This window comes from Plantactinospora sp. DSM 117369, assembly GCF_053764795.1.
Genome location: NZ_CM132446.1, coordinates 204,948 through 217,891, shown reverse-complemented (window position 1 = coordinate 217,891; position 12,944 = coordinate 204,948). Strand labels below are relative to the sequence as shown.

12 protein-coding genes and 1 pseudogene are annotated in these 12,944 nt (G+C 66.9%); 10 read left to right on the top strand and 3 right to left on the bottom strand.

From position 1 onward, the window contains the following. The first annotated feature begins 2 nt into the window (after positions 1 to 2). From ACSMXO_RS01045 to ACSMXO_RS01035, 3 genes are all read left to right on the top strand, one after another. A complete protein-coding gene (locus ACSMXO_RS01045) occupies positions 3 to 869 on the top strand; it encodes a hypothetical protein (RefSeq protein WP_455416389.1) in 867 nt (288 codons plus the stop codon). A 1,595-nt stretch (positions 870 to 2,464) separates the two neighbouring features. Next, complete coding sequence (locus ACSMXO_RS01040) at positions 2,465 to 3,043, top strand: TetR/AcrR family transcriptional regulator (RefSeq protein ID WP_346262542.1); 579 nt, start codon at positions 2,465 to 2,467, stop codon at positions 3,041 to 3,043. Further along, positions 3,040 to 3,696: a lysophospholipid acyltransferase family protein gene (locus tag ACSMXO_RS01035; protein WP_455416388.1), complete on the top strand. Its 657-nt coding sequence runs from the start codon at positions 3,040 to 3,042 to the stop codon at positions 3,694 to 3,696. The genes ACSMXO_RS01040 and ACSMXO_RS01035 overlap by 4 nt, the downstream gene beginning before the upstream one ends. A gap of 102 nt (positions 3,697 to 3,798) precedes the next feature. Here ACSMXO_RS01035 and ACSMXO_RS01030 read toward each other — a convergent pair whose 3' ends face one another. Next, a complete protein-coding gene (locus ACSMXO_RS01030) occupies positions 3,799 to 4,047 on the bottom strand; it encodes a zinc-ribbon domain-containing protein (RefSeq protein WP_346262541.1) in 249 nt (82 codons plus the stop codon). A 79-nt stretch (positions 4,048 to 4,126) separates the two neighbouring features. Then, positions 4,127 to 4,954 (bottom strand): trypsin-like serine protease, encoded by an 828-nt coding sequence (locus ACSMXO_RS01025; protein ID WP_455416387.1) that lies wholly within the window; start codon positions 4,952 to 4,954, stop codon positions 4,127 to 4,129. Positions 4,955 to 5,758: 804 nt separating this feature from the next. On the opposite strand from ACSMXO_RS01025, the gene ACSMXO_RS01020 reads away from it, so the two are divergent. Together ACSMXO_RS01020 and ACSMXO_RS01015 are read left to right on the top strand one after the other, a co-directional pair. Further along, positions 5,759 to 5,911, top strand: a complete 153-nt coding sequence (locus ACSMXO_RS01020) for a hypothetical protein (protein WP_455416386.1) — start codon at positions 5,759 to 5,761, stop codon at positions 5,909 to 5,911. An 18-nt stretch (positions 5,912 to 5,929) separates the two neighbouring features. Continuing rightward, complete coding sequence (locus tag ACSMXO_RS01015; RefSeq protein WP_455416385.1) at positions 5,930 to 7,318, top strand: DUF6055 domain-containing protein; 1,389 nt, start codon at positions 5,930 to 5,932, stop codon at positions 7,316 to 7,318. Positions 7,319 to 7,753: 435 nt separating this feature from the next. Here the strand turns inward: ACSMXO_RS01015 and ACSMXO_RS01010 are convergent. Then, a pseudogene (locus ACSMXO_RS01010) lies at positions 7,754 to 8,236 on the bottom strand (serine hydrolase domain-containing protein); the annotation flags it as partial. A 261-nt stretch (positions 8,237 to 8,497) separates the two neighbouring features. Here ACSMXO_RS01010 and ACSMXO_RS01005 point away from each other — a divergent pair. From ACSMXO_RS01005 to ACSMXO_RS00985, 5 genes are all read left to right on the top strand, one after another. Continuing rightward, positions 8,498 to 9,025: a YlcI/YnfO family protein gene (locus tag ACSMXO_RS01005; RefSeq protein WP_455416384.1), complete on the top strand. Its 528-nt coding sequence runs from the start codon at positions 8,498 to 8,500 to the stop codon at positions 9,023 to 9,025. A 76-nt stretch (positions 9,026 to 9,101) separates the two neighbouring features. Continuing rightward, entirely contained in the window at positions 9,102 to 9,947 is an 846-nt protein-coding gene (locus ACSMXO_RS01000; protein WP_455416383.1) for a DUF4097 family beta strand repeat-containing protein, read from the top strand. Positions 9,948 to 10,097: 150 nt separating this feature from the next. After that, positions 10,098 to 10,910: an ABC transporter ATP-binding protein gene (locus ACSMXO_RS00995; protein WP_455416382.1), complete on the top strand. Its 813-nt coding sequence runs from the start codon at positions 10,098 to 10,100 to the stop codon at positions 10,908 to 10,910. Between the two features lie 12 nt (positions 10,911 to 10,922). Continuing rightward, positions 10,923 to 11,684, top strand: coding sequence for an ABC transporter permease (locus tag ACSMXO_RS00990; RefSeq protein WP_455416381.1), 762 nt, complete (start codon positions 10,923 to 10,925; stop codon positions 11,682 to 11,684). Between the two features lie 643 nt (positions 11,685 to 12,327). Beyond that, positions 12,328 to 12,696, top strand: coding sequence for a DUF1232 domain-containing protein (locus ACSMXO_RS00985; protein ID WP_455416380.1), 369 nt, complete (start codon positions 12,328 to 12,330; stop codon positions 12,694 to 12,696). The last annotated feature ends 248 nt before the right edge of the window (positions 12,697 to 12,944 follow it).

Sequence of the window (12,944 nt, the reverse complement as noted above, 5' to 3'; positions counted from 1 at the left end):
ACATGACAGACACCATCAACAAGACCGGCTCTCCCGGTGCCTGGCGCCGGTTCGGATCATGGCTGCTGAGGCTATGGCGCCGTCTCGTCGCAGCGCTGCGCGGGCCCGAACCCATCCCCATGCCACCCCCGCCCCCGCCACCGCCGCCGCCAGGCCGACTGACCGAACGCCGGGACGCACAGACACCGATCATCGTGCCGGCACGCGGCTACGTCTTCACGTTCCGCGTCCACGCCACATTCATCTGGTCATCTGAAGGGATACCGAGGGAAATCCTCAGCGGATCCGCCCAATACTTCATGCCATACGCCATCCGAGCCCTGGCACGTCTCGCTGCCGCCCGAGCCCGCAACGTCGTCGCACACTGGGCCAGAGAACTCGAGGTGGAACTACAGCGCGCCATCACCGATAGCGGGCCCTGGCGGTACGAGCGCTACGGGGCGCGAGTGACCTGCCAGCCATACGTATGGGTCGAACTTGATGAGGGCGTAAAGCAAGCAATCAAGCCGTACTGGGAACAGCTGATCAAACTCGACTGCGAATACGACGTGGATGTCAAGCGCGCACAGCACGTAGATCGCATGAGTCGGCAATGGCTGACGATCCTCGAAAAACTCGTCGACAACCCCGTCGCCAGCGGCGCGGCCAAGATGACCAACGAAAGTCTCGCCGCCGTCGTACGGGACCTCATCGCGGAACAGAACGCCACCGCCCAACGGCTGGAAGACCTCCTCGCTGAACGGCTACGCCACGGCGACGCTTACGAGCAGGCCACGTCATTCGACCTCCTAACCGAGCGACTGAGCGCCCGCGGACCCAAGCCCGCAGGAACGCCCACCCCAAGCTCGAACGGCTCATCCCACGGGTAACGCTTACAGAGATCGGCACCACCCTCTTCGCACCGCCGACTCACTCCGCTCTCGGACGTCAGCAGCTCGTCAGCTCAGACCCGTAGCGGCTTTATGATCAGCGATGAGACGTGCGACGGCAACCGTGACGGCAACCCGCACAGACGCCGAGGACACGGGCGGCACCTCGACGTCCAACGGTCACGCAGCGCTATCGGATCCGCGCGCGAGCCAGCTGCCCCATCAAGCACCACAAACGTTGTCGCTATAGGCCAAGCCGTTGACACAACGCCTCGAAGTTAGGGGGCACCTCACGCCAGCCATCCGGCGCCAGATATATGACCCGCGGGCTGGCGAAACTCAAGCGATAGTCGAGCGCTATTGGCATGTCGGCCCCAAGGGAGCCCACAAGGACCGCAAGTGCAGGATCAATGCCAAGCGCGTCACGGCTCCCGATAACCTCCTCTTCGAGGTCAGCCTGTGACTTCGATTGGAAGGAGCGATTTTGCCTGGCGATTGTCGCAACATCATAGAATTGCGGCCAATCCGGTTCATCACCGAATACGTCCTTGATGATCCCCGTCTCCCCTGGCGGCCTCCACCGCTCCTCGGCGATGGCGCGAAGCAAAGCGCCTGGCAGGGGAAGGCCGCCCACGTGGGTTAAAGAATCGCCCATCTAGCCCACCACATCCATTCCGGTGGCTGTGCGTATTGCATTCATGATCGCATCTCGATGCTCCATCGGCGCCGCTCGATCGCCGAAGTTTCGTTGATTCACACTTCGGGAGTTCCATCGCACCTGCAAGCTTCCGTCACCTCTACTGCCCTGCGGTCACCGGACGTACCACCGCCCATAGCGGAGATCATCGCCAGACACGCCCCCGCCGCCGCCCGGATGAACGACTTCTGTTGGCGGCTGTTCGCCGGCGACCTCTACGCGGAGTATCCCGGCGCATAACGTCGCTGGAGTAGCGCCGCCCGAGAACGAGAACCATGACGATGACGGCGCAAGCGGGACCGAGGCATGCGGCTGACGGCGTCGTAGCTGAGCAAGAAGACGGCGGCCAGTTAAGGCTGCATCATGAACGGCATGGTGGCTGGCTGTCTTGGACCTGTTCGGCAGGTTCGACGACTTCGCGGCACGGGGACTCGATGGCGACCTCGTCGACCGGTGGCGTTGCGAGGTCGTCGAACCCGACGCCGAGACATTTACGGCCGTCCGTCCCTGGATCGACCCCGCGTCGGCTCCTGATCGACTGCCTGGTCTGGTCGCCCAACGAGCCGAGCTGCGTACGGGGGCGGAACGGGCGAAGCTGGCGATCCGGGAAGCCGCGACACTGCTCTCGGCGTCGACCGTTCGATCCAGGCGGTGGTCATGGTGGGCCTCGACCAGGCGAACGGCTGGGTCGCGCCGATGCGGGGCACTGGCCGAGCGGATCGCCGCCGACCGGGTGGGCAGCTATGGCACCGCCGACGGCGCCGACGCCCTCACTCCAAGACAGCCGTGACCCGTCGGCACGGCACGGAGGTGGTCGGAGGAGGAGGTTGGGTCCGGCGGCCGACACGGCAGGCAGGATGAGTAGACGTTGTCTACTGGTAGCTGGTAGACAGTGTCTATGGAAGCTGACGAGGGCCTGCGCGATCGCCTTATCCGTGTCGGCGGCGAACTACTCGACACCGAGGGCCCGTCCGCGGTGTCGCTGCGAGAAATCGCCCGACGCGCCGGCGTCTCGCACGGTGCGCCGCGCCGCTACTTTCCCACCCACCTGGAGTTGCTGTCGGCTATCGCCCACGACGGGTTCACCGACCTCGCCGCCCGGGTGACCGCGGCCTTGGCCGAGGCACCCAGCGACTCACACGTCCGGCTCGCCACGCTCGCCCGGGTCTACCTGGACTTCGCCGTCGCCCGCCGCGGCCGGTACGAACTGATGTTCCGCCACGACCTGCTGGAGAGCGGCCGCCTGGGACTGCGCGATACCAGTCTCCCGCTCTTCCGACTCCTCACCGACCTGGTCGCGCAGGCCCGGCCCGAGCCCGAGCCGCCAGCCCAGGTCGTCGCCGGAGCACTGTGGGCCAACCTGCACGGCATCGCCCAACTCTGGAACTGGGGCAGCCTCACCCTCGCGACCGGCGCCACCGATCCGGCTGCGCTGCTCGACGCCGCCCTCACCGCCCACCTCGGACCCGCTGCATGACCCGCACCCCACCCCTGTACGGCCTGGCCCAGCACACCATCGGCCGATACCTGAATCATTCCTGGCGTCCCACCGTCACCGGCCTCGGTCACCTCCCCGATACCGGGGGTGCGATCCTGGCCCCCAACCACCTGTCGGTCGCCGACCAGTTGTTCCTCGGAATCCTGACGCCCCGGCACATCGCCTTCTGGGCCAAGGCCGAATACTTCCGCTCTCCCGGGCCCTGCGGCCTCCTCACCCGGCGGGTCATCACCGGCATGGGCGCCATCCCGGTCGAGCGCGGCAATGGCCGGGCGGCCCTCGCGGCATTCGACGCCGCCCTGCCCGTACTCCGCTCCGGCGGCCTGGTAGCCGTCTTCCCCGAGGGCACCCGTTCTCCCGACGGCCGCCTCTATCGAGGCCGCACCGGCGCGGTTCGCCTCGCCCACCAGGCCGGCGTCCCCATTATCCCGGTCGGCATCCGCGGCACAGACCAGGTGCGCCCGCCCGGGTCACGCTTTCCCCGGCGCCACCCGATCAGCATCACCTTCGGACCAGCCATCCCGGTGCACATCGAGGCGCCGGCGGACATCCGCCGACTCACCGACACCCTGATGGCCACCATCCAGTCCCTCACCTGCCAGGAGTACGTGCCGCACTACGCCCGGACTTGACCGCAAGGCGTCTACCGCGCGAGGCATCGGACTTCCCGTCAACCCCAGCCAAGATCAAAGGGCGCACATCTGCCGCCGACCGGGGGGTCGCTGCGCAGCCGGTCAGCGCGGCGCTGCGGCAAGCAGTCGGCGTGCCTCGCCCGCTCCGATGTCGGTGCGCGCGCCGCAGAGCGGGTTGGTGCAGTGGAGCGCGTGCTTCGTCCGGACTCGGAACAGCGGTACGAAGAAGAGGCTGAACCGAGTGGTCTCGCGCACCAGCAGCATGCTGCCGGGCTGCCCGCAGACCCGGCAGACCATCGGGACCAGCCCCAGCCGCTCCGACTTGGTGCGCAAACCGAAGATCAGAAACATGCGGTACCCCTGTTCGCCTGGATCTCGTCCGCTGTAGGTGCGCGGACTCTCCCATGGTGATACCCCGATGACAGCCGGCTCAGCCCCGGATGCCGATCCAGCTGGCTCGGACCCGAGCCAGCTCGATGCCATCCGGGCCGTACAGGGTGCTGTGCACGAGGCCCTGCGATCCTCGGCCGAGACGAGGCGCCGTGCACCGGTCGCCGGGGTTGGACTGCCGGCCAGCCGTACGGCGATCGCTCATCTGGTCGAGGACGCCGACGGCGAGCGGGAGGGGCGGACCCGTTGTACTGCCCGGTTCCCGTGCGGAAGGCCGAGTGTGACAACTGATCGAGTACATCTCCCCGAGCTCTGGAGACTCACCTGGAGAGACGGCGACCCCGCCGGGCGGCCCGGGTTCGACCCGGCCGGTGTCGCGGAACTGGTGCGGGTGCTGCCGCCGGCCGCCGAGGTCCCGGCCGTCTGACGGGCAGCAAGCCGACTTCGATGTCACACGCGGGCTATCGACCGAATCCACGTTTGGCTGCTGGCGACGCTGGAGTAGTTCTGGATGTTGACGCCGTCTGAAGTGGAGGCGGCGAGCCGGTGCAGCCGGTGTTGCGGGTATAACCCCATCCGAAGATGGAAGTTGTCGACCGACCGGCGGATTGGCGCTGGCGAGGACGACAGTGGGACCGTAGATGGACCGGTCCAGCTCCATCAGGGCGATATCGAACCGGGTGTGGGTCCGGATCAGGCCGGCGACCGTGCCTCCGCTCGCGTTACGGACACCGCCGACGCGGACGCCCATGGTGCCGCCCACGCAATGCGTCGCGGTCATCACCAACCGAGGGGCGATGAACGAAGCGGAGCAGTAGGGATATCCGTTGCGCAAGGTCGTCGCGATCCACGGGGCGGACGAGATCACCTCCCCACCAATGAACCTTTTTCAACCTCCCCTTGCGCTCCGGTGGACCGCGAGGTCGAACGCGGGGCACGAGCGTCGCGCGGTTCAGGTTGAAAAAGGTTCAATGATGTACGGCGGGGCGGCGGGAGCAGGTGACGGGGCGGCATGGGCAGCACCTAGCGAGCTGCCCGTACCCGCAACGAGCGCGGCGGTCACCGTCAACAGACTGAGGCTACGGCGCATCAGTTCCTCCTGGCCAAGGCTCGATGGGCGCCGAGCCACATCGACGCCCAACTATAGAAAACGATTTCGGCACCGAACCCGGCGTGGAGGATTTCGGCAACCTGGGGGTCGCTGGCCATGAGCGGCTCCGACGATCCGCGAGTCAAGCGACGTGCTGCGGTCAGGGTTGTGCCGAAGATCAGGCTGGTCAAGCGACCGCTTGTCGCTGGGCCGAGCCCGTCGCCGGACACGTGCTTGCGGGCCACTGACCCGGGTGGTCGGGCTGAGCTGCACCCGCCCCGCCCTTGACGGTGATGGGCATCGATTTTTCGCCCCGAAAAGCTTTCGATCTCGATCTGTCGGCCCTGCCCATACCATTCGGCTCCGTGTCCGACGGGAGGAGCGAGGCCTGCCACCCCTTGACATCGACATGCGCTGATGTACGATTCCTCCGAAAAGGTTTTCGGTCAGCCGCAGGGCCGTGTGGGGCGAGCACTGCATGCATCGGGCCGTCTCAGTCGACTCTGCCCCCGGCACCGTCAGGCGGGGTGTCCCGAAGGGAGCCGCGACGCGCAATCTCCCCACACGCAGCCGGGCCGACCGATGGCGCTGACCGCCGGGGTCTGCGTCCTGGTGCTTGCGGTCAGCCTCCTCGGCGGCCGGGCCTGTGCCGACGAAAGCCCTGGTGCGCCCGCCGATGACGCCGCACCCGGCGTCGATGATTATCCAACTGTTGAAGCCAAAATGATCACCTAGAGAAGGGAGCCTCACGACATGGTAGCCACGCAAGCGCGAAGACGCGTCCGCCGGCTCGGAGCCGTCGGCGCCGCGTGCGCAGCACTCGTCGCCGGCTCGCTGGCGGCCGTCGCAGCGGCCCCGGCACACGCCGCCGCATGCAACTCGGTCGACTACGCAGTCACGGCCGAATGTGCACCCCAGCAGGCCAAGCAGTCCCGCGTCCCACGGTTCATCACCGACGCGGGTGCCTACACCGGAAACGCTGTCGAGTCCGAAAACTTCACGGTCCGCTGGGGCAACGCCGTCGACGTCGTCGCCTGGGGGCGGCAGCGCGGGTACGACAACTACCCCCAGTGGGTCGCTAACCACATGGAGGAGATCTGGGACTACTACGTGAACGACATCGGCTGGGTCGACCCGGCCGACCACACTCAGGGTGCGAACTACCGCATCAACCTGTACCTGTGCGGGTCCTGGTCCGGCAATTTCCTACCCAGGGCCAACTGGGCCGGACAGGACGAGATCGGGGCCGGACACATGTGCCTGCCCTACGACAAGACCTGGGACAACTGGGTCGAATCCCACGAGTTCAACCACATCCTCCAGTCCTACGCCAGTGACATCAACGCCGCAAACGGTAACGGCGGTGGCTGGGGTCACGGCAACCCGGTGGCCGGGCCGGTATGGGAGGCGCACGCCAACTACATGGCCCGTATGAAGCGCCCCGAGGTCGTCGTCGGCTCGGGCTACTACGTCGACCGCCAACATTTCCGCTGGCTCGCCCAGGAGACGTACTACGGCGACTGGATGCTGTTCAACACGATCCGTGACACGTACGGGCCACAGGTCATCAACCAGTTCTGGTACGAGGCGCGGCGGGGCGAGCATCCGATCGACACCATCAAACGCGTCCTCGGCCTGGACCACCAGGAGTTCGCGGAGCTCATCGGCGACTACGCGTCGCGCCAGGTCGTGTACGACTTCTCGGACGGGCAGGCCATCCGCAGCGACCTGTGGCGCGGTGGCGGAGCATACCGACCGCTGCACACCGACCCCCTCCAGAGCCAGGGTGGCGGCCTGTACCGGATCGCGAGCAGCGACGCACCGCACCAGTACGGGCACAACATCTTCCGGCTCAACCCGGCCGGCGGACAGGTGAGCGTCCAGTTGCAAGGCCAGTCCACCTTGTCGGGCGCGGACTGGCGCTTCCAGCTGGTCGCCGTCCGCAGCGACTTCTCGGTACGCTACAGCGGTCTGTTCGCTCCGGGGCAGACTGCCAACTTCAGCCTCCAGAGCGGTGAGACGCACCTGATGCTCGTCGTCGCTGCCACACCGTCGCAGCACCGCAACTACACGATGTGGCAGGTCGGGGTCGGCGATCCGTTCCCGTATCAGCTCACCATCACCGGCGCCACCCCGTCGTAAGGGTGACGTGACGAACGGGCGGGGACCGCTCCGCCCGTTCGTCGCGCGCTGTGAGAGCCAAGGCCGCCACCCAACCGATGCCGATTATTCGGCGCGGGTCGGGGTCACCCGGTGGCGGTGCCGGCGAAGGTGTCGGCGGCCGGGATGTGGTCGGCCGGCACGTCGTCGGGCGGCACATCGTCGGCGGGGATGTCGTCGGGCGGCACATGCTCGCCGAAGGCGATGCCGGGATCTGGGGCCCCGCCGCGTTCCGGTGATCTGTGTGCCCAGAGGTGAGGATTGTCCGCTTGGCCTTTCCCGGGCGGACGGCGTCCGCGAACGCAACCTGGGTTCTGACCACCAACGGCAGAAAATATTGCGAGCAGCAGTAGCCCTGCGATCCCGGCTCCCGGACCGGCGGGAAGCGGGGAGGCGGCCCCGGGCCTGCACCGAGTCCGGACCCCATACGGCGGTCATCCATGCGGTGACCGTGTCCGGATCGAGCCCGGTCGTCTCGATCATCCCGGCGACGAACTCCTCCATGGTGAACGGAGCGGCGTACTCAATTCTGGCCACCCGTTCCTCGTGTTCCTCGGGCAGGCCGATCCACGCGCTCAGTCCGAGAGGGGCGGCAATCTCGTCGGCGAAGAACGTGCCGAGGGACTTGCCGGAGACTCGACGCACGACCTCCCCGACCAGATATCCGTAGGTCATGCTGTGGTAGACGTGCTCGGTGCCGGGCCGCCACAGCGGCTTTTGCGCCTCGAGTGCGCGGATGACCGGGTCCCAGGCGCACGCCTGCGCGAACGTCAGCGGTCCGTCGACGACCGGCAGGCCGGCCTGGTGGGACAGCAGCCAGCGCACCGGGATCCGGTCCTTGCCGGCAGCGCCGAACTCCGGCCAGTACTCGACGACCGGGGCGTCCAGGTCCAGCTCACCGCCTTAAAGCTGGACAACCAGCGAGCGAGCCGTCTACCTCGACATCACGGACACCAGCTCAGCGCTCCGGCATGGCGTCATCCTCACCTGGCCGGGACACCCCACTACAGCAGCTACCCGACCTGATCGCGAAGGCACTCGCCGCCGCCTTCGGCGACGACGCCGTCGCAATGTCATAGCGGCACCAACGCCTGCGCCAACATGGCTCAATCTAGGCCAGTGAGGCTTGTCTGTGTGCCATATGTGTGCCATGATGGCACCATGGACCTGACCTCGTATGTGGGCAACCTGGGACGGGAGTTCGCCACGCTCGCCGAAGCCGGCGGTGAGGAGGCGCGTGCGCTGGTCGAGCGCCTGACCGGGTCGCTCGAGTCGGCGATCCGGATGACGCTGCTGGATGCGCTGTCTGCCGCCGCCGACGAGATCACCCGGGACCTGGCTCCGGGTTCGGTGGAGCTGCGCCTACGCGGCCGTGACCCGAGCTTCGTGGTGACGCCGCCACCGACCGAGTCGATCGAACTCACGGCCGAGCACGCTGCGACGCTCGACAGGGCGCCGGACAGCGACCTGCTGACCGCCGAGGACGGCCCCGCCGCACGGATCAACGTACGCCTGCCCGAGCAACTCAAGGCCGCGATCGAGGAAGCCGCGGCCAAGGAAGGGCGCTCGGTCAACGCCTGGCTCGTCCGGGCGGCCGCCACCACCTTGCAGCGCTCCGACCACCAACAGCGACCCGAGCCACGCGGCGGGAAACGCACCAAGCAGCACTTCACCGGCTGGGTGCGCTGACCGCACCGCACGCCTCCCTCACCTCACGTCCCCGACCTGCGGGGACGACTCACCTACCCATGATGCGGGGACAACCATGCCAAATTTCGAGACACCCGAACCGATCTCCGTCACGCTCGAACTCGGCGTCGGCGAGGTGCGGATCACCGCGAGCGACCGGACCGACACCCTCGTCGAGGTGCGCCCGAGCGACGAGGCCGACGAGTCCGACGTGAAGGCCGCCCAGCAGGTCCGGGTCGACTACACCAACGGCACGCTGCGGATCATCGGCCCGAAGGCAGGCGTTTTCGACTTCTCCCGTAAGACCAGGTCGGTCGAGGTGACCATCGGACTGCCCAGCGACTCCCAGGTGTCCGCCCAGCTACAGCTGGGCGACATCCGCTGCGCCGGCCGGCTCGGGCAGTGCAGGCTCAAGACCTCCGCCGGGAACGTCGGGCTCGAACGAACCGGCCCGCTGCGCCTGGACACCTCGGCCGGTCACGTGACCGCCGGCGGTATCAGCGGCAATGCCGAGATTTCCACCGGCTCCGGCAAGATCCAGATCGGCGAGATCGACGGCACCGCGGTGGTCAAGAACTCCAACGGCGACACCACGATCGACGCGGTCACCGGCGAGGTGCGGGTACGCGCTGCCAACGGCAACATCCACATCGAGCGAGCCGGCGCCGGCGTCGACGCGAAGACGTCCAACGGCAACATCCACCTCGGCGAGGTCGCCCGCGGTTCGGTCGCGCTCGGGACCGCCATGGGCGACCTGGACATCGGTATCGCCGACGGTACCGCCGCCTGGCTCGAGGTCAACACCGGATTCGGGCACGTACGCAACCAACTGGAGAACACCACCCCACCCGAGAAGGCCGACGAAACCGTCGAGGTACGCGGCCGCACCTCCTACGGCGACATCACCATCCACCGCTCCTGACCCACTCCTGCGCCCAGGAACGGGAACCTGACCATCAAGCAATACCGGCCGGCGATCGCCGCGGTCGTACCCGGCTGAAACTCCTCGGAACCCAGTGGAAATGTGCCGAGGTTCGCGCAACACGCTCCGACAGAGAGAACGGATATCCAGATGACAGCCAATCAGGGAAAGGCGCCTGCGATCCAGGTGCGGGGCCTGGAGAAGTCGTACAAGGAACTGCATGTGCTGCGTGGCGTGGATTTCGAGGTGGCGCGGGGCAGCATCTTCGCCCTGCTCGGCTCGAACGGAGCGGGCAAGACCACGATGGTGAAGATCCTGGCCACCCTGCTCAAGGCGGACGCCGGGACGGCCACCGTCAACGGCTTCGACGTCGCCACGCAGGCGGCGAACGTGCGGGAGTCGATCAGCCTCACCGGACAGTTCGCCGCCGTCGACGAGATCCTCACCGGGCGGGAAAACCTCGTACTGGTCGCCCGACTACGGCACCTCAAGAATCCCGGCATCATCGCCGACGACCTCCTCGCCCGGTTCTCCCTGACCGACGCCGGCGCCCGGAAGGTGTCGACGTACTCCGGAGGCATGCGCCGCCGCCTCGACATCGCGATGAGCCTCATCGGCAACCCGCCGGTGATCTTCCTCGACGAGCCGACGACCGGCCTCGACCCCCAGGCGCGCATCGAGGTCTGGCAGGCCGTCAAACAGCTCGCCGACCAGGGCACCACGGTACTGCTCACGACGCAGTACCTGGACGAGGCCGAACAACTCGCCGACCGGATCGCGATCCTCCACCAGGGCCGGATCATCGTCAACGGCACCCTCACCGAACTCAAACAGCTACTCCCGCCCGCCAAGGTCGAATACGTCGAGAAGCAGCCGACCCTCGAAGACGTCTTCCTCACGCTCGTCGGTAGCCCCGGCAAAGACGACACCACCAACGATCGCAACGTCGGCGCGAACAAGTAAAAGGGAACAACGATGACCAAGCACTTCCTCGGCGACACCACCGTCCTCCTCGGACGATCCCTGACACACGTCACCCGCAGCGTGGACACCATCATCACCACCGCGATCACACCGATCGCCTTCATGCTGCTGTTCGTCTACGTGTTCGGCGGCGCGATCAACACCGGCACAGGCTCATACGTGAACTATCTACTGCCCGGCATCCTGCTCATCACAGTCGCCTCCGGCATCGCCTACACCGCATTCAGACTCTTCCTCGACATGAAAGGCGGCATCTTCGAACGATTCCAATCCATGCCGATCGCCCGGTCATCCGTACTCTGGGCACACGTACTGACCTCACTGGTCGCCAACCTCGTCTCACTCACGGTCGTCGTGGGCGTCGCCCTGCTCATGGGCTTCCGCTCCGGAGCGGGACCACTCGCCTGGCTCGCGGTCGCCGGCATCCTCATCCTGTTCACCCTGGCGCTGACCTGGCTCGCCGTCATCCCCGGCCTCACCGCGAAGTCCGTCGACGGCGCGAGCGGCTTCTCCTACCCGCTCATCTTCCTGCCGTTCATCAGCTCGGCCTTCGTACCCACCGACACCATGCCCGGCCCGGTACGCGCCTTCGCCGAACACCAACCAGTCACCGCCATCGTCAACACGATCCGCGACCTGTTCACACAGCAGCCCGTCGGCACCGACATCTGGATCGCCCTCGCCTGGTGCGTCGGCATCCTCATCGTCACCTACATCTGCGCCACCGCCATCTACCGCCGCAAAACCTCCTGACACCACCGTGACCTGTCCAGCCGGGCAGGTCACGATGCCAACATCCTCAGACCGAAACGCGCAGCGCAAGGGCTCTTCTATCGGTGGACGAACGCACGGCCGGCAAGAAACGAACCTCCTCGATCGCGTCCACTGCCACGTTCGGCCTGTCCGCCGATGCCGCTGGTCGGGCGCCGGCCACTCGGCCACCCGGGCTCCGGTGAATCGCTCGCTTTCGCAGACCCCGACGCTGGCGTCGGCTTCGGCTACGTCACGAACCTCTGGTCCTTCCGGTCCGACGACCCGCAGACGTCGAGCCTGGCCAAGGCCGTCCGATCCTGCCTCGGATGACGGGAAGCTCGTGTGACGGAACACCAGGAGACGCTGCGGGAACGGGCAGACCGAGACGGTGTCCCCGGCGCCGTGGTGGGCGCACCGAGGACGGACAGATCGAGGTCGAGGCATCGCGCCGCCGAATCCGTCGGGACGAACCGCTCGGACACCCATCCTGTCGCTCCCCGAAGCCGCCGCACTAATCAGGTCAGGGCAGGACCGGACCGCCGTCATCGCTGTCCGATCGCCACTATCCCCCGGCGACTGGAACTCCTCGTTTGCAGTTGATGACACGAGCCCCTACCAGCACTCAACAAGAGAGGGAAACCGGATGGCGAAGACCATGAAGCGCACCAGCGCGTTCATCGCCCTCGGCCGAGGGCTCACCGCCGGCCTACGCGGCGGGCCGGGGTTGGGCAAACGCCTGGTGGCGCTACCTCGCATGATTACGGCCACGGCGCGGGGCCAGTACGACGGTGGGGTGCGTCTGGCGATGATGGCCGCAGCGACCGTATTCATCGCCTCACCGGTCGACCTCATGCCGGAACTGTTCCTGGCCGTGTTCGGCCTCGCCGACGACGCACTCATGATCGCCTGGCTGGCCGGCACCGTGCTGGCCGAGACCGAGCGGTTCCTGGCCTGGGAGGCCCGCCAGCGGGCCGTGAAACCCGGCACCATCGTTCGCACAGACCACCGGTAACGCCGCTCCGATCGCCGGAGCGGCGGCCGGCCGGGGAAGAGCGCAACGAAGCGCGCTACGACGACAACGTCATCGACCCGATCGGTAACACCCCGTGCGCAGGGCCAAAAGGCGAAGCACTAAGCCTTCCTGGTCGGCTGGACCTCCACGGGAGTGGCGCGAAGTGTGCTTGACGTCCGTGTGCCTGCAGTAGCACGCGTAGAAATTCGATCGCATTTCGCGGTGACGCGCCGACTTTATTGGCTGTC